Source organism: Parabacteroides timonensis, assembly GCF_900128505.1.
GTDB lineage: Bacteria > Bacteroidota > Bacteroidia > Bacteroidales > Tannerellaceae > Parabacteroides > Parabacteroides timonensis.
This window is the reverse complement of sequence record NZ_LT669941.1, coordinates 1568235-1587633: the sequence shown is the minus strand read 5'-3', so window position 1 is coordinate 1587633 and position 19399 is coordinate 1568235. Positions and strand designations below refer to the sequence as shown.

At 40.9% G+C, this 19399-nt stretch carries 11 protein-coding genes; all 11 read left to right on the top strand.

From position 1 onward, the window contains the following. The first annotated feature begins 2 nt into the window (after window positions 1-2). The 11 genes from BQ7394_RS14035 (at window position 3) to BQ7394_RS13990 (ending at window position 19343) form a co-directional block, all read left to right on the top strand. A complete protein-coding gene (locus tag BQ7394_RS14035; protein WP_087880605.1) occupies window positions 3-1127 on the top strand; it encodes an aldose epimerase family protein in 1125 nt (374 codons plus the stop codon). Between the two features lie 15 nt (window positions 1128-1142). Then, a complete protein-coding gene (locus BQ7394_RS14030; protein WP_075558005.1) occupies window positions 1143-3230 on the top strand; it encodes a glycoside hydrolase family 127 protein in 2088 nt (695 codons plus the stop codon). 589 nt (window positions 3231-3819) lie between these two features. Beyond that, window positions 3820-6723, top strand: coding sequence for a SusC/RagA family TonB-linked outer membrane protein (locus BQ7394_RS14025; protein WP_235848748.1), 2904 nt, complete (start codon window positions 3820-3822; stop codon window positions 6721-6723). 14 nt (window positions 6724-6737) lie between these two features. Beyond that, window positions 6738-8363, top strand: a complete 1626-nt coding sequence (locus BQ7394_RS14020) for a RagB/SusD family nutrient uptake outer membrane protein (protein ID WP_075560035.1) — start codon at window positions 6738-6740, stop codon at window positions 8361-8363. Window positions 8364-8524: 161 nt separating this feature from the next. Next, window positions 8525-10078 (top strand): SGNH/GDSL hydrolase family protein, encoded by a 1554-nt coding sequence (locus BQ7394_RS14015; RefSeq protein WP_139317712.1) that lies wholly within the window; start codon window positions 8525-8527, stop codon window positions 10076-10078. After that, window positions 10075-10443: a hypothetical protein gene (locus BQ7394_RS14010; protein WP_075558003.1), complete on the top strand. Its 369-nt coding sequence runs from the start codon at window positions 10075-10077 to the stop codon at window positions 10441-10443. The genes BQ7394_RS14015 and BQ7394_RS14010 overlap by 4 nt, the downstream gene beginning before the upstream one ends. Before the next feature lie 14 nt (window positions 10444-10457). Next, the gene (locus tag BQ7394_RS26645; protein ID WP_087880604.1) at window positions 10458-10610 is read left to right on the top strand and encodes a DUF5989 family protein; all 153 of its coding nucleotides are present in this window, start codon (window positions 10458-10460) and stop codon (window positions 10608-10610) included. A 6-nt stretch (window positions 10611-10616) separates the two neighbouring features. Beyond that, window positions 10617-12416: a carbamoyltransferase family protein gene (locus BQ7394_RS14005; protein ID WP_075558002.1), complete on the top strand. Its 1800-nt coding sequence runs from the start codon at window positions 10617-10619 to the stop codon at window positions 12414-12416. Between the two features lie 27 nt (window positions 12417-12443). Continuing rightward, the gene (locus tag BQ7394_RS14000; RefSeq protein WP_075558001.1) at window positions 12444-14297 is read left to right on the top strand and encodes a glycoside hydrolase family 127 protein; all 1854 of its coding nucleotides are present in this window, start codon (window positions 12444-12446) and stop codon (window positions 14295-14297) included. A gap of 261 nt (window positions 14298-14558) precedes the next feature. After that, window positions 14559-16946 carry an ABC transporter permease gene (locus tag BQ7394_RS13995; protein WP_075558000.1) on the top strand — a complete coding sequence of 796 codons (2388 nt, stop codon included), beginning with the start codon at window positions 14559-14561 and terminating at the stop codon, window positions 16944-16946. A gap of 42 nt (window positions 16947-16988) precedes the next feature. After that, on the top strand, window positions 16989-19343 hold the full coding sequence (locus BQ7394_RS13990) for an ABC transporter permease (RefSeq protein WP_075557999.1): 2355 nt from the start codon (window positions 16989-16991) through the stop codon (window positions 19341-19343). Window positions 19344-19399 lie beyond the last annotated feature (56 nt).

The window sequence follows — 19399 nt, the reverse complement described above, 5'->3', positions numbered from 1 at the left end:
AAATGAAACATATATTATTCTTAATTCTTTTATTTATGATGAACATGCAGGATGGGCAAGCCCGTCATTCTCAACTGAACAAAGCAGATTTCCAGACGACTGTAAATGGAAAGCAAACGGACCTGTATTATCTGTCCAATAAGAACGGTATCGAGATAGCCGTTACAAACTTTGGTGCAAGAGTTGTCGAGATCTGGGCTCCCGACAAGAAAGGGGAATTTGTGGATATCGTTTTGGGACACGACAATGTAGAGGCCTATATCCATTTCAAAGGGGAACGTTTCCTGGGGGCAACGATCGGTCGTTACGGTAATCGTATTGCAGCAGGCAAATTTACAATGGACGGTAAAAACTATCAGTTGCCGATCAATGATAAACCTAATAGCCTTCACGGTGGAACGATGGGTTTCGATATGGTCGTATGGGATACGGAACAGACAGATGCACAGACCCTGATCTTCACTTACTTGTCGAAAGACGGTGAAGAAGGTTATCCCGGAAATCTGGAAGTCAAAATGACGTACCGCCTGACCGATGATAACGAATTTATCATCACCCACCAGGCAACAACAGACAAGAAGACAGTCATCAATCTGACTCACCATTCCTTCTTCAACCTGCATGGTGCAGGTAACGGAACGATTAACGATCACGAACTGATGCTTTGTGCTGATAAATATACCCCGGTAAACAATGTACTGATACCTACCGGCGAACTGGCAAGCGTAGATAATACACCGATGGATTTCCGTAAGGCAACCCCTATCGGGGCACGGGTAGATAACGATTTCGAACAATTGGCTTATGGTCATGGCTACGACCACAACTGGGTACTGAAGAGAAAGACCGATAAAGAACTGGAACTCGCTGCCACCGTTTATGAACCGGTATCCGGCAGATATATGGAAGTCTGGACAACCGAACCGGGCATACAATTCTATGGAGGGAACTTCTTTGACGGCTCGATGGTTGGAAAGAACGGAAAACATTATAACCATCGTGCTTCACTGGCACTGGAAACACAACATTTCCCGGACAGTCCTAATCAGCCTTCATTCCCTTCGACTGTACTGATGCCGGGTGAACAGTATAATCATGTTTGTGTCTATAAACTGGGTGTTAAATAATTAATGAACAAACGAATGAAAATACACGTACTACTTCTTCCGGCCCTCACTCTGTTGGGAGCCGGATGTTCACCCGAAAGTAAGGTGGACGACAAGAATCTGAATATCGAATTTCAGGAAGTGAACCAGGTGAAAGTACAGGATGCTTTCTGGAAACCCCGGTTTGATCAATGGCGGGAAGTGACTGCCAATGACGTTCTCAATAAATTCGAAGGAAAACATATCCATGATACCAAAGAATGTGAAGCTAACGACACTTTCCGTAACTTCGACCTCGTAGCAGAAGGTAAGCGGGATATCGATCATCATGCCGGGGCTCCCTGGTTCGACGGTCTGGTCTACGAAACGATACGCGGTATATCCGACTTTATGTCCTGTTATCCGGATACCCGGATGGAACAACGCTTGGATGCGTATATCGATCGTATCGCCCGCGCACAGGCTTCGGAAGCAGATGGTTATCTCAATACTTATACACAGTTGATGGAGTCGGGTCACCGCTGGGGTGAGAACGGTGGTATGTTACGCTGGCAGCACGATGTCTATAACGCAGGTATGCTTGTAGAAGCCGGTATACATTATTATAAGGCTACAGGAAAAACTAAACTATTGGAAGTAGCCACCCGTTTTGCCAACCATATGTCCGATATCATGGGACCGGAGCCCAAAAAGAATATCGTACCTGCTCACTCAGGTACCGAGGAACCGTTGGTTAAATTATATTGGTTATATAAAAGTCATCCTGAACTGAAATCGAAAGTAAATGTACCTGTTAACGAAAACAACTACTACGAACTGGCTAAGTTTTGGATTGAAAACAGAGGACATCATTGTGGTTATCCGTTATGGGGTACTTGGGGGAATCCAGCTTCTGAACAATGGATTCGGGATGTCAAATATAATAATCCGGAATATGGAACGCATCTTCGTCCGACATGGGGTGACTATGCACAGGACTCTATCCCTGTTTTCCAGCAACAGACAATCGAAGGACATGCCGTACGTGCAACATTACTGGCCACAGGTATAACTACTGCTGCTATCGAAAATCAGTCGCCTGAGTATATAAATACTGTAAAACGTTTATGGGATAATATGGTGGGCCGTCGTATGTTTGTAACCGGTGGTGTAGGTGCAGTCCATTTTGATGAAAAGTTCGGTGAGGACTATTTCCTCCCGACAGATGCTTATCTGGAAACATGTGCCGCTGTCGGTGCAGGTTTCTTCAGCCAGCGTATGAACGAGTTGACTGGTGATGCTAAATATATGGATGAGTTAGAGCGTGTCGTATATAACAATGTCCTGACAGGAATCTCTCTTTCAGGTGTTTGTTATACTTATCAGAACCCTTTGAATGCAGAAAAACATGGACGTTGGGAATGGCATGACTGTCCTTGTTGTCCTCCGATGTTCCTGAAGATTGTTTCGGCTTTACCGGGATTCATTTATTCTCATAAAGGGAATAATGTTTATATCAACCTGTTTATAGGAAGCGAAACACAAATGGAGTTGAATGGTAAAAATGTTTTACTGAAGCAGGAGACAAATTATCCCTGGGATGGTACAATCAAAATGTCTGTCGATCCGGAAAAGGCTTCTACTTTCACCTTGAATGTCCGTATTCCGGGCTGGGCGAGGGGTATAGAGAATCCTTATGGCCTTTATACTTCCGATTTGAAGTCTGATATCGAATTGAAGGTCAACGGTGAAGCTATATCCGTTGATCCGGTAAATGGTTATGTTGCTATTAACCGCAAATGGAATAAAGGAGATAAGGTGGAACTTTTGTTACCTATGCAACCGCGTTTCATTAAAGCTAATCCGGCTGTAGAGACTCTGAAAGATATGGCTACAATTGCCTCCGGTCCGATTGTTTATTGTTTGGAAGGCTGTGACAACCAAGATTTATCAGACCTGAAACTAAATACAAATATTCCAATGTCGATGGGGTACAGTTCTGAATTACTGAAAGGTATAAATGTGATAAAAGGAAAAGCTCTTGATGCAAAAGGTCAGGAAGTTACTGTTTCTGCTATTCCATATTATGCCGTAGGTAATCGCGAAGAGGGTGAACCTTACAAAGTTTGGATTCCTGTGAAGTAATAGTTAGATATTATTTCCTTTATTCCCCGTTATTCCTTCTTACAGAAGATGAGTAACGGGGATTTTTATTATACCCTATTATAATTTAAAGGCTATAAAATTATAATATACTTCTTTCAACTGGTACGAACTGGTCTATGTTTTATAACATTATAAAATAAAGCAGACCAGTTCGTATCAGTTTGGAAATAATATATATATTTGCAGCATCTCAATTGAAGAATAATTGGAGAAAGGAGATATAACAGAAATCTTTGTTAGAAAATAAATCATCATAATAGTTAACAGTATTTTAATAACCTATTAAAAACACTCTGCCTATGGTATAAAATAAAAAAATATTTATGTACAAATAGGATAAGTCTTAATACTTGGATTAGAGTATATCATGACTCTCCTTAAATTTCTAATATTAATAAAATACTACAAATGTATGGAACAAATTCGTACAGGGAATTCACGATCCCTTTTAAACTTACATAACAAAACAGCTCGAAATACAACGTTAGCTTTAATAGCCCCTTTCTTTTTTATAACGGGTGTATTTGCTTCTGAGTCTCCGGTTACAGAAAATAACGGGAATCAGGAAATGAATATCGCGCAACAAAAGAATCTGAATATTACTGGTAAGGTTCTGGATAAAAATGGTGAACCGATTATCGGAGCCAATGTTCTGGTAAAAGGAACGACTAACGGAACGGTAACAGATATTGACGGTAATTATACTCTGGATGTTTCTGAAAATGCCATTTTGCAAATATCCTATATAGGATATTTGACACAGGAAATCCCTGTGTCAAATAAGACTGTTATTACAGTTCGTTTGGTTGAAGATACGCAAAGTCTGGACGAAGTAGTCGTGGTTGGTTATGGTACCCAGAAAAAAGGGGAAATTGCCAGTGCTATTTCAAGTGTAAAATCAGACAACTTCGTGAAAATACCTACGACAGATGCTGCTCAATTGATTCGTGGTCAGGTTGCAGGTTTAAATGTAGTAACACCTGATGCTAACCCGGTAGGTAAATCTCAAATAACATTACGTGGTGCAGGTACTTTGAAATCTTCTACTACTCCTTTGGTTTTGATAGATGGTGTACCTGGTGATATGGATACGGTATCTCCTGAAGCAATCGAACAGATTGATATATTGAAAGATGGTTCTGCTGCTGCTATTTATGGAACACGAGGAACTAATGGTGTCATCCTGATTACGACAAAGAATGCGAAGGGGGAGATGCCGACAGAGATAGACGTAAATGCATATCTGGCTACTCAACAGATCACTCGCAGACTTTCTTTCTTTGATGCAGACGGTTATCGTAACCTTGTTGCTCAAGGCAAGCCCGGAGCACAGGATGATGGTGCGACGACAGACTGGTTGGATGAAGTTATGCAGACTCCATTGACTCAGATTTACAATATATCTTTACGTGGTGGAAGTAAAAACACCAATTATGTGGCTAGTTTCGAGTACCGTGGTATAGAAGGTATCATGAAACGTACAAAGAATCAGATGTACTATCCACGGGTGGATATAACACACCGTATGTTTAACAATAAATTGAAACTTACTGCTCATTTAAGTGGTTACAAACAAACTTACTTTGCAGGTTCTGATGATGATAATGGTTTTAACAAAGAAGTTTATCGTAATGCCATTACCTATAATCCAACAACTCCGGTAAAAGATGCAGAAGGAAACTGGTCTGAAAGTCCTTCTAAAACAGATTATTTGAATCCGGTGGGTTTGATAGAAGAGGTAGAAGGTGAAAACCAGGCAACTAACTTGCGTATGCATGCTTCTGCTTCATTTACTCCGATAGATGGGTTGGAACTTAAATATTTGGTATCTTCAAATAATTACAACCAGGTACGTGGTTATTATGAAACAACCGATCATATATCATCTTATAAAAACGGTAGAACCGGTTTTGCTTCACGAGGCACTAAACGGAAAGTGGATGATATGTCTGAGCTTACGGCTTCTTATCGGAAAACAATTAAGGATCATACATTTAATATATTGGCCGGTTATAGCTGGATGCGTACAAACTGGCAGTTCTATTGGATGCAGAATTTTAATTTCCCGTCAGATGATTATACATACAATGGAATGGGAACAGGGCAAGCTTTAAAAGACGGACGTGCCAATGAACATTCAGAACAGAAGGAAAACAAGCTGATCGGATATTTCGGCCGTTTCAATTATAGCTATAAAGGTAAGTATATGCTTGCTGCCAGTATCCGTCATGAAGGTTCTTCCAAATTTGGTGCAAACCATAAATGGGGTAATTTCCCTTCTGTATCAGGAGCCTGGAGTATTAAAGATGAGGCATTCCTGGAAGATTTTAAATTACTAAGCCAGTTAAAGTTACGTGCTGGTTACGGTATTACTGGTACGGAACCGACCGACCCGTATATGTCTCTGAATACTCTTGATTTCGGTACCTATGTATATTATAACGGTGGTTTCATTAAAACGACTCGTCCGGGATCTAACTCGAACTCAGATTTGAGATGGGAAAAGAAGAAAGAAACGAATGTTGGTTTGGATTTTGGCTTTTTAGATGATCGTATCACAGCAACAGTCGACTATTATAATCGTAAAACAGAAGATTTGTTGTGGGATTATAGCGTACCGACTCCTCCTTTCTTGTATAGTACAATGACGGCCAATGGCGGTTCTATCCGTAATAGAGGTCTTGAAATTTCTGTAACGACGATTCCTGTTCAGACTCAGGACTGGCAATGGATCACTTCAATGAATTATTCTACTAACAAGAGCGAGCTGCTGTCTTTGTCAAGCGACCAGTATGTATCCAACGACTATTCCGATCAGGGTAACTTGCCGGAACCTTTGCAGATGGCAAGTCATCGTATCCAGGTCGGTGAACCGATTGGTAACTTCTATGGATATAAGAGTATCGATATCGATGAAAACGGGCATTGGATTATTGAAGGTGCTGACGGTAATCCCAAACCGATAGAAGACCAGGTACCGGATGATAAAAAAGTTATTGGTAACGGCATTCCACAACATTACTTGAACTGGAATAATACCGTACGTTTCAAGAATTTCGATTTGTCCATCACTATGCGTGGTGCATTCGGATTCGATATATTGAATACTCCCAGAATGCGTTTCGGTGTTCCGGTCATGTTGTCCCGTGGTAATATTCTTGAATCTTCATTTGACAATGTATATGGAAAGAGGCCTTTGGCGGATGATCAGGGAATACAATATGTCAGTTATTATGTAGAAAAAGGTGATTATTGGAAAATCGATAATCTTACTTTAGGTTATACAATCAATTTCGATAAATGGTTGAAATCACTGAGAGTTTATGGTACTATTTCCAACCTTGCTACTATTACCGGCTATTCCGGTATCGATCCGGAAGTTGGTATCAGCGGATTGGCTCCAGGTCTTGATGACATCAGCCGTTACCCGGCAGCAAGAACTTATACATTAGGAGTGTCTGTTAAATTTTAATCGGAAATATGAATATGAAAACATATCTTAAAACAGCTGTAGCTGTGCTATGCGTAGGAGGGTTGATTAGCAGTTGTAGCAATAATTTGGATGAGAAGGTTTACTCTTTAGTAACTGAAGAAACCTATAATTATTCGACAGAAGATTTTCATCCAACCGTAGCCAGTGTATATAGTTATCTTCGTTTTATCGGACATGATAACTATTGGGCAACCCAGGAACTTACCGGTGATTGTATCGTAAACCCGCCTAACTCATCGGGTTGGGATGATGGTGGTACTTATCGTATGTTACACTATCATAAATGGACCTCGGAACAAAATCATGTAAGAGTGATGTGGGAGAAGTTTTATCAGGGTGTCGTACTGTGTAATACAGTAATTGACCAGATTGAGAACGGAGTTCTTCCTGCACCATCAGATGACGAAAAACGGAAAGGATTAGCTGAGTTAAGAGCTGTCAGAGCCTATTACAACTGGTTGATATGCGATAACTTCGGTGATGCTCCGTTGTTGAAGACAAGAACGTCAGAGTTACCGGAAAAGAGTTCTCGCAAAGATATTTATCAGTTTGTTGTAGATGAATTGAAAGAAGTGATTCCGGATCTGGATGAACAGCAAGGTGGTAATATGTACGGCCGTATAAATAAATGGGCGGGAATGACATTATTGGCAAATGTTTATTTGAATGCAAAGGTATATATCGGTGAAGAACACTGGCAGGATTGTCTGGATGTTTGCGATCAGATTATAACTAGCAGTCCATGTGGATTGTCTGAAAATTATAATGCGTCTTTCCGTGCAACAGGAACTGAGAGTTCTAAAGAAATTTTGTTTACTATTCCGTTTGATAAGACTTTGGCTGGCGGACAATCCATACACATGTTCTCCTGGCATGGTGAGTTACAGAAGAAGTTTAAACTGGAAGCTACACCATGGGGTAGTGGTTCCGGAATGGCTTTGACGCAATTCATCGATACATACGATGAAAATGATACTCGTCTTACAGATACATGGCTGATGGGTGATCAGTATACTCCTGAAGGAGAACTTTTACTGTGTACTTATGATATGAAAGGACAACCGCTCTCTTATATTAAAGATGTAAAAGATGGTAATTATACAAATGAAACAGATGGATATCGTATGTTCAAATTTGAAGTTCCGGAAGGAACTACAGGTTCGTCTGACACAGATTTTCCATTACATCGTTATTCAGAAGTACTGTTGATGAAAGCGGAATGTCTGTTGAGATTAGGTAAACCGGGAGCCGGTGATTTAGTTACTGAAGTGCGCAGACGTAACTTTAAAAATAATCCGGAGAAAGCTGTTGTTACCGACAACGATCTGAAGGCTAACAGTAGTTATCAATATGGTACGGTGATTAACTATGTCAATCAACATAACGGAGATCAGTCGCCGATTGAATTCGGTCGCCTGTTGGATGAGCTGGGTTGGGAATTTGCCTGGGAAATGCACCGTCGTAGAGATTTGATCCGTTTTGGTATTTATACAAAGAAAAACTGGCTGTCTCATGATGCAGCAGGTGAAGGAGATTATAGAACAGTATTCCCTATACCTGAAGCAGCATTGACTTCGAATCCGCAGTTGACACAAAATCCGGACTACGCATCTAAGTAGTTTTTAGAACTACATTTGTACATATTTAATAATAAAGGGATGTATAAAAAGCCTTAACTCTATTTCAATTGCTGTTCATTTTTAATCAGCGCTTTTGTGGAATATTTTATATTGGTTTTGTTATACATCTCTTTATTTTAATCTGATTGTTATGATCGATCATGAAAAGACTGCAAATATATAAGCTAATCGCCATTCTGTTGCCATTTATCATTTTAATGGTAATAGAGGTTTGTATGCGTATTGGGAATTATGGATATGATACCCGTTTATTTACTACGGATGAAGACGCACGCTTCTGGGTGATGAATCGTGAAGTCTCTCAAAAATACTTTACAATCAGCCAAAATGCCACTATTGGAAATATCGAGACATTTTATAAAAAAAAGCCGGAGGGTACTATTCGTTTTTTTGTCTTAGGAGCTTCCTCGGCTATCGGTTTCCCTTATATGCATAACGGAGCTTTCCCTCGAATGCTCAAATATAAACTCCAATTCTTGTTTCCGCAAAATAATATTGAAATTATCAATATATCACTGACTGCAATTAACACATATACTTTATACGATTTCTCTAAACAACTTGTAAACTATCAGCCTGACGGTATTTTAATCTACGCCGGGCATAATGAATATTACGGAGCATTGGGTGTCGCTTCTTCCAGTCGTATCGGTCGGGATCATCGCCTGATTCAATTTATGATTGCCGCCAAAGAATTTAAATTGGTACAGGGGCTTACCCGATTGATCGAAAAAGTGCGTCCCGGCAATTCCTCTTTAAGCGATCAGGATCTGACACTGATGGAACGAATGGCTGCCCACCAAATGATTCCCTATAATTCGGATGCTTATATTGCCGGGATCGAGCAGTTTGAGAGAAACCTCGGACAAATGCTCCGTTTGTTTCAGAAACATCATATACCGGTTTTTATTGGGACGTTAGCTGGAAACCTGAAAGACCAGACCCCGTTGAATAAAGAGAATTCACCTTTTTATAATGCCCAGGATGAGTATCTAAAAGGAGAAGAAGCTTATATACAGGAACAATATGACGAGTCTTTGTTGCATTATACGCAGGCAAAAGAATACGACCAGCTTCGTTTCAGGGCTCCGGAGGCCTTTAACCGGATTATTCAGAGATACGGAGAAGAGTATGATAATGTTCATGTGGTGGATGTCTACAAGAAGTTTGCCGACTACTCTCCTCATGGTCTTATTGGTAAAGAGTTGATTCTGGAACATGTACATCCTAATCTGACAGGCCAGCGACTTATTGCCGAAACGTTTTTCGAATCCCTTGCCAGCCATTTCTTTCCAGAAAGAAATCTGAGACCGGTCGATTATAAACTTGAAGCGACAGATTACCCGGTTACTCTTTTCGATTCCATCTATGGCGATCTGGTTATTGCAAAACTTAAACAACAATGGCCTTTTAATGAACCACCGACTGTATTGAAATACGATAAAAAAAGTTTCGAATACCAGACGGCAGAACAATTTTTCTACCGGAAGATAAACTGGGGGCAAGCCATGCAGCGTTTAAATAATCATTATATCTTATCAAAGGATATTCCGAATGCTTTGCGTGTCGTAGAACAGATGTGTCTGGAGTTGCCTCATGAGAAAGTTTTTCAGCAACAAGCCGGATCGTTATCCATCCAATTGAAAGAAAAGGAGAAAGCGGCTTATTATTTTAAACAAATAGAGAAGCCATGATAGATAAAAAGAAAAATATAGAATTTGGGATTGTCCTGTCACTAATATTAGTCATCGTATCGGCCTATTGTCGGATAGACCTAACAGTGATGGTTATTATAGCATTAGTGATAACTTTATTGATACCGGTAATATACACCCCGTTTACCTGGTTATGGTTTCGACTGGGTGATTTGCTTAGTCTGGTAATTACACGATGTGTCCTCTTTCTCTTATTTTTCCTGATAATAACTCCGACAGGAATACTTCGTCGTTTGATGAAGAAAGATCCTTTCCGTCTGAAACAATTTGGGAAGAGTTCGGAAAGTGTATTCTGTAAACAGGAAAAGGCATTCAGTGCACAAGATTTGGAAAAACAATATTAAAACAATATAGAGCTATGATTGACTTTATCAAAGAATTTTGCAGCTTTCTGGTTGCCCGAAAGAAATATTGGTTGATACCAATCATTCTGATCCTCTTGTTGCTTTCACTACTTATTGTGATTTCTCAGGGAACAGCATTAGCTCCGTTTATTTATTCTATATTTTGATATAAAATGACTATTATACTTGGCCTATCCGCATTCTATCACGACAGTGCTGCCGTTTTGTTAATAGACGGGAAGCTTGTGGCGGCAGCTCAGGAAGAACGTTTTACCCGGAAGAAACATGATGCATCCTTTCCTCGCCATGCTATCGGATACGTATTACAGGAAGCCGGTATAAAGGGAAGAGAAGTGACACATGTAGCTTTTTATGAGAAACCGTTTATCAAGTTCGAGCGTCTTCTCGAGACTTATCATGTTTTTGCACCAAAAGGTTTCAGAAGCTTTGCTAAAGCGATACCTCTCTGGATAAAAGAGAAGCTTTATATAAAAAAAACGCTTCAGGAAAATTTGCAACAATGGGGAATTAAAGCTCGTCTTTATTTTCCGGATCACCATCTCTCTCATTCAGCCAGTGCATTTTTCCCTTCTCCTTATCAGGAAGCTGCCATCCTCACCGTAGATGGGGTTGGTGAATGGGCGACGACGACTATCGGTAAAGGTAACGGTAAAACAATTACACAGCTTCGGGAACTTCAGTTCCCTCATTCGTTAGGTCTGTTGTATTCTGCTTTTACCTATTATTGTGGTTTCAGGGTGAACAGTGGAGAATATAAACTGATGGGACTGGCTCCTTATGGAAATAGTTCGCCGACAGCTTGTGAATATATCCAAAAGATAAAAAGTCAGCTGATCGACATACGGGAAGACGGCTCTTTTCTGCTCAATATGGATTATTTCAATTATGCGACAGGATTGACGATGACGAATTCACAGGCTTGGGAGAACCTTTTTGGCGTACCTCCCCGCCAGCCGGAAAGTGGAATATCGCAGGCTTATATTGATTTGGCTTATGCTGTGCAAAATGTGACTGAAGAGGTGATGTATAAACTAGCTGTTACGGCTAAGAGAATAACTGGAGCTGATAATCTGGTTTTGGCTGGTGGCGTCGCTTTGAATTGTGTAGCCAATGGAAAAATAAGACATAGTAAACTTTTTAAAGATATATGGATTCAACCGGCAGCCGGTGATGCCGGCGGAGCTATCGGTGCTGCCTTTTCTGTCTGGCATATCGTCTTAGGTAAAGAACGTATTGTTTCTGGAACAGACCTGATGGCTGGCACTTATCTGGGGCCGGCTTTCACAGACAGGGAGGTGGAAAACCTTATCCGTAACACAGAAGCCGATACTGTTCGTTTATCTCAGGAACATTTGTATGAAAGGGTCGCTGACTTGTTGAATAGTGGTGCTATTGTCGGCTGGTTCCAGGGACGTATGGAGTTTGGTCCCCGTGCGCTTGGTAATCGATCTATTCTGGCTGATCCGAGGAATACCGATATGCAACGGAAGTTGAATCTTGAAATAAAAAATCGGGAAAGTTTCAGACCTTTTGCTCCCAGTGTACTGGAGGATGATCGAATGGAATATTTTGAATCAGAAGCTCTCTCGCCATATATGCTTCTCGTCGATCAGGTTCATCCGAGGCAACTCAAACAGTTGCCGGAGACTTATCATGAGAAGCCTTATATGGAAAAATTATATACACTTCGGTCTGCCTTGCAGGCTATCACCCATGTTGATTTTTCTGCGAGGGTACAAACTGTCTCAAAACAGACGAATCCGGTCTTTTATGAGCTATTACAGGCCTTTAAGCATAAAACCGGTTGCAGTGTATTAGTCAATACGAGTTTTAATGTACGCGGTGAACCAATTGTTTGTACGCCAGAAGATGCTTACCGGTGTTTTATGAATACAGGTATGGACTATCTGGTCATAGGCAATTATCTTTTTAAGAAAAACAATATCGAATAATCATATTAAACTTTTAATTCTAACAGCATGAAACAGTTTTTATTGCTTCCGCTAGCCTGTCTTACCCTCTGGGGATGTCAGGAGCAACAAACAAAAGAAACACCTTTCAAGATGATTGAACAGGTAGATTTTTCCCATATTAAAATAACCGATAATTTCTGGTCTCCACGCCTGAAAAGTCATGTGACGACTACTTTGCCGGTTTGTATTGATCAGATCGAGAATCAAACCGGACGTATCCGTAACTTTGAAAATGCCGCTAAAGGCGAAGGCGAGCACTCCGGAATTTTCTTCGATGATTCTGATGTATATAAGGCTCTCGAGGGGATGGCATACAGTTTGATAAATAATCCCGACCCTGAACTGGAGAAGAAAGCGGACGAATGGATCGATAAATTTGCCGCCGCCCAGCAACCGGATGGTTATATCAATACTTTTTATACGCTGACCGGGCTGGATAAACGTTGGAAAAATATGGATAAACACGAAATGTATTGTGCAGGGCATATGATAGAGGCAGGTGTAGCTTATTATCAGGCAACCGGCAAGCGCAAACTATTGGATGTTTGTATTCGTATGGCAGATCATATGATGAGTCTTTTCGGACCCGGCAAACGGCATTGGGTTCCGGGGCATGAGGAGATTGAACTGGCCCTTGTTAAACTCTATCAGGTCACTAATGATAAGAGATACCTGGATTTTTCCAACTGGCTGATTGAAGAGAGAGGTCATGGACATGGAACAATGGGTGGTGAAGGAAACTGGGATCCGTTTTATTACCAGGATGAAAAACCGGTACGTGAAATGACCGATATTGCCGGTCACGCCGTTCGTTGTATGTATTTATATTGCGGTATGGCAGATGTGGCTGCAATGAAAAAGGATTCCGGTTATATTGCTGCCCTCAATCGATTGTGGGACGACGTTGTTTTTCGTAATATGTATATTACAGGTGGGATAGGTTCATCCAGACATAATGAAGGCTTTACGGAAGATTATGATTTACCGAATCTGGATGCCTATTGCGAGACATGTGCTTCTGTTGGTATGGTTCTCTGGAATCAACGTATGAACCAGTTTACAGGTGATGCCAAATATATCAATGTGTTGGAACGTTCGATGTATAATGGAGCATTAGCTGGTATATCGTTGGCTGGTGACCGGTTCTTCTATGTCAATCCGCTTGAATCGAAAGGCGATCATCACCGTCAGGCCTGGTATGGTTGTGCATGTTGTCCGAGTCAGATATCCCGTTTCCTTCCTTCAATTGGTAATTATATTTATGGCACTTCTGCAGATGCTATTTGGGTGAATCTTTATATAGGTAATAAAGCTACATTTAAGGTAGACGGTAAAGATATCGAGATTCAGCAGGAAACAAATTATCCTTGGGATGGTGTCATGAAGTTAACGGTGTCTACGACTTCCCCCATAAAAAAAGAAATCCGTCTCCGTATACCGGACTGGTGTAAGGACTATACAATATCAGTGAATGAGAAAGACGTCAAAGCTCCAACGGATAAAGGTTATGCTGTCTTAAAAGAAACATGGAAACAAAATGATGTAATTGTTTTGAATATGGCAATGCCTATTGAAGTTGTAGCTGCCGATCCTCGTGTAAAGGGTAACATTGGTAAGCGTGCCATTCAGCGTGGGCCGCTTGTTTATTGTATGGAAGAGGTAGATAATGCGAAAGATTTTGATAAGCAGATAATTTCTTCGGCTACATCGTTTAGTAGTCGTTTCGATCCTTCTTTATTAAATGGAGTCGTTGCTGTCAAGGCACAGAACGGCAATGAAACCTTATCTCTTATACCGTATTATTCATGGGATAACCGTGAGGCTGGTAAAATGAAAGTATGGATTGATTATAAGGAATAGATTTTTTTTCTTATTTGTGAAATTGAAACAAGGCTGTGATAAGTGTTATTTATCATGGTCTTGTTTTATTTAAGGCGGATTGACGATATTTGTTTGATCTTTTATTTAGAATATAATTATATTGATGTCTAATTATTTTACACCAGTGTCCAATATTTAGACACATAATGGAATGTCTTGTGTTGTCAATTTCCTGTTTATTAGAATGTTACTTGTTTTGGCACGCGATTTGGACTATCCTGACCAAAAATATATCTGTCAATGAAAACTATTATTCGGAACTTTATTAGTGTATTGCGTCGTTTCAAGATGGCGACCATACTTAATATCCTGGGATTGTCTGTGGCTTTTGCCGCATTTATGGTGATAATGATGCAAGTGGACTATGATAAGAACTTCGATACGTTCCATAAGAATGCGGATAATATCTACCGGGTAGAATTGCAATGGGATAAGACATCGACACAAGCCGTCGTATCGCGTCCGATGGCTGACGCTTTTATCAATTTCTCTCCGCATATTGTAGCAGGAGCGCTTACCTATCCGTTTTATAATGAAACATTATACTCAGTCGATAAAGGGGGGGAGAAAAATTCCTATCAGGAACCGACCATGATTGTTTATCCTTCCTTTACGGATGTCTTTGATTTTGAGATGCTGGAAGGTTCGGTAGATGTCCTGAAAGAACCGGGAAAGATGCTGATCCCTGAAAGTATGGCACAGAAATTATTTGGAAACGAGCCGGCGGTCGGTAAGCAGATCACGGCAAAAGAGAGTAAAGGAAGGTTGGCTGGCCTTTTCACTACACCGGAAGGCAATTATACGATAGGCGGCATTTACCGCGATCTTCCCCTTAATAGTATTATTCAGAATGCTGTTTTTATAAAGATGGATGATAAACAGGACTTGCATGATTGGGGTAATTCGAGCTATAATTTTTATATCCGGCTCGATAATCCTGAGTCGGCAAAAGACCTGGCGAGTGATTTTCTGACCTATTATAAGGAGAATAATCTGGGGAAAAATATGTCGTGGTATTCGGGCGAACCTAATTTCCGTCTGACCTGTTTGCCGGATGTGCATTATGCTACGGATGTAACTTTTGATATGACTCCTAAATCGAGCCGGCAAACGGTACTGGTGCTTTTTGCTATTGCATTGGTCATTCTGATCATTGCAGGTATAAATTTCACCAATTTCAGTACGGCGCTGACACCTATGCGGGTGAAAAGTATTAATACGCAGAAGGTATTGGGTAGTTCGGACGGTGTACTGCGCTTTTCTCTGTTGATGGAGGCTGTTTGTATCAGTGTGGTTGCTTATTTACTGGCCTTGTGGATGGTCTATATGGCTGGCAATGGCCCGATAGCGAAGTTGGTGGATGCAGATATGTCTTTGGCCGCTCATCCGTTGTTACTTTCCGTAACGACTTTGATCGCATTGCTGACTGGACTGTTGGCAGGCTTGTATCCTTCTTATTATATGACTTCTTTTTCTCCGGCATTGGTGCTGAAAGGAAGTTTCGGTTTGTCACCGAAAGGGCGAAGATTGCGTAATGTGCTTATCAGCGTACAGTTTATTGCTTCTTTTGCATTGATCATCGGTTCGATGTTTATGTATTTGCAGAATCATTTTATGCAAAGTAGTCCGCTGGGCTATGATAAGGATGAAGTGATCGTAACGAATCTGACGGCTCCTGTTTTGAAAAGTTCGGATGCTTTCAGCAGCCGATTGAAATCTTTTTCGGGTATAGAGGATGTCACTTATGGCGAGTTTATGCTGTCCAGCCAGGATCAGTATATGGAGTGGGGACGCGAATTGAATGGCGAGACCATCCAGTTCCAGTGCATGCCGGTAGATCCGTCGTTTCTTAAGGTTATGAATATATCTGTGATCGAAGGAAGGGATTTCCGTGAGGAGGATGCATTAACGACCGACGGGGTTTATATCTTTAACGAGAGGGCAAAAAAACTATATGATATGACTCTGGGAGATAAGATATATGGAGCTGAGATAGCTGGTTTTATTCCGGATATAAAGTTCGCTTCGTTCCGTACAGAGGTGACTCCTATGGCTTTTTATGTACGTGGTAAAGGATATAGCGGCGGTGCTGCGTATGCTTATATTAAGGTAAAGGCTGGTTCCGACCTACCGGCAGCAATGAGTCATGTAAAGAATGTATTGAGTGAGATTCATCCGGATTATCCATTCGATGTGAAGTTTTTCGACCAGGTATTAAATACTTTGTATGAGAAAGAGGAGAGTCTGAGTTCATTGATTACACTATTTAGTCTGATCGCGGTGTTTATTTCGATGGTCGGGGTGTTCGGCCTGGTGGTATTCGACAGTCAGTACAAAAAGAAGGAGATCGGTATACGGAAAGTAATGGGCTCGACTACCACCGAGATCCTCGTCATGTTTAATAAAACATACATATATATATTATGTATCTGTTTTATTTTGGCTGCTCCGGTTGCTTTTTATGCAATCAATAAATGGTTGGAGAATTTTATGTACAAGACACCTGTTTATTGGTGGGTGTTTATTCTTGCTTTCCTCTTGGTTTCCCTGATTACGATCATTACGGTGACTTTCCAGAATTGGCGGGCGGCCAGTGAGAATCCGGTGTTCAGTATCAAGAGTGAGTGATATGATAATGGTATCAGGATTATAAAGAAATAAAATACGGTTATGAAAACTATTATTAGAAACCTGTTAGGTATTGTCCGCCGGTTTAAGATGGCGACCCTATTGAATGTAATGGGACTGAGTATTGCCTTTGCTGCCTTTATAATCCTGATGATCCAGTTGCAATATGATTGGGGATTCGACCGGTATCAGAAGAATGCGGAGCGTATCTTCCGGGTAGGTCTTTATTTTCCGGAGTCCGGAAATAACGTTGTATTGGCTCGTCCGTTTGCAGAAGCCTTTACCCTTTCTTCCCCGCATATAGAGAAAGGGGCTTTGCTTTTCTCCTGGGGAAGCCAGTTGACATTGAAAGTGGAGAAAGGGAATGAGGAGGTAAGCTTCTGGTGCCCGGTTAATGCTATAACTCCGGAATATGCGGATGTCTTTAGTTTTGATATGATTGAGGGAAGTGCCGGGAGTATTGATAATCCGGGTACGGTATTGATATCGGAAAGCGAGGCTCAGAAGTTCTTCCAGGATGGCCAGGCTGTCGGAAAACAATTAACAGGGGATAATATGTCGTTCACGGTAGGAGGGGTATATAAGGACTTTCCCAGAAATTCGGTTGTGCAGAATGCTGTGTACAGGCGGATCGGGCAGAAAGAAAATATTGATAATTGGTGGAACCGTGGTTATCAGTTATATGTTTTACTGGATGATCCGAAGGCTGCCGGCCAGATAATAACCGATTTTAAAGCAGGTTTGGACAGAGAGGATTATAACTGGGAGATGTGCGACATACGGCTGACGGAGTTGCAGGATATTTATTATGAAGCAGACTCGCTATTCGACTCCCTAAAGGATAAGGGCAATCGCAATTTGGTGTTGGTTTTGTTCACGGTTGCTATATTGATCGTCTTGATTGCCGGGATCAATTTTACGAATTTCAGCAATGCGCTGGTACCGATGCGCATCCGTAGTATCAATACTCAAAAGGTATTAGGAGGGTCGGATAAGGTATTACGTTATGCCATGCTGGTGGAGGCGGTAGTGATTTGCCTGCTCTCTTTTGTTATTTCACTGTTTATTGTCAGGGGAATGGCGAATACCTGGCTGGCAAACATGATAAACTCCGATATGGCTTTGGCTGCCAATATTCCTCTATTAATACTAACCGGTGTTTTAGCCATAATCGTAGGGCTTTTGGCCGGACTATATCCGGCCTGGCGAATTACCTCTTTTCCTCCGGCTTTAGTATTGAAAGGTTCATACGGCCTGACGCCTTCGGGGAAGAGGTTAAGGAGCCTTCTCGTTTCCTTTCAGTTTATTATCTCCTTTGCTTTGATTATAACTGCCTTGTTTATTTATTTGCAGAATCGTTATATGGTTGCTTCCTCTTTAGGTTTCGATAAGGATCAGATCGCTATAATCGAATTAAACAGGACTCTGATGAATAATACGGGCACATTGGAAAATCGGCTAAAGAATGAATCGAACATACAGGATGTGTCTTTTGCCCAGGATTTATTGTCAGGCGGGGATGAATTTATGACATACGGGCGTGGATACAGGGATAATGATCTGACATTTAAATTATTCACTGTCTCCCCGAATTTCCTTCAAATAATGAATATTCCGGTTATATCCGGGCGTGATTTTCTTCGGGAGGATGCGAATACGGCGGGCGGATCTTACATTTTTAATGAAACGGCCCGGTTACAATATGATCTTGTTTCAGGTGAGTATATTACGGGAAATGCTTATGTCGACGTACCGCCTGCGGTGATTGCCGGTTTTATCGATGATATAAAATATGCTTCTTTTCGCACGAATGTGGCTCCGATGGCTTTTTATGTTCCGGCCGCGAAGGATCTCCATCCGAGGTATGCGTATATAAAAATAAAAAACGGGGCTGATATCCGGAAAACTATTGCTTCTATCGGCCAGGTATTGACTTCGATAGATAAGGATTTTCCGGTAGAAATAACGTTTTATGATACGATACTAAACAATCTTTATAAACGGGAGTTGAGTATAGGCTGGTTGATCTCGCTTTTTAGTTTGGTTGCTGTATTTATATCTATTGTGGGTGTTTTGGGGTTGGTTATTTTTGAAAGTGAATATAAGCGGAAAGAAATAGCTTTACGGAAAGTACATGGGGCTACTACTTCCCAGATATTGGTCATGTTCAATAAAGCCTATTTGCGTATTCTTGTCCTATGTTTTATCCTGGCAACACCTGTCGCTTATTATGCGATGAAGCAGTGGCTGACTTATTTTGCCTATAAGATACCATTGTATTGGTGGGTATATGTCCTTGCTTTTATCGTGGTTTCTATAATCACTCTTCTGGCTGTTACTTTCCAGAATTGGAATACGGCTAGTGAAAATCCGGCAGAAAGTATAAAAATAGAATAACTGATATGCAACGTTCCATAAATTATTACGTTTCTATTGATAGAGTTGTTTTGACG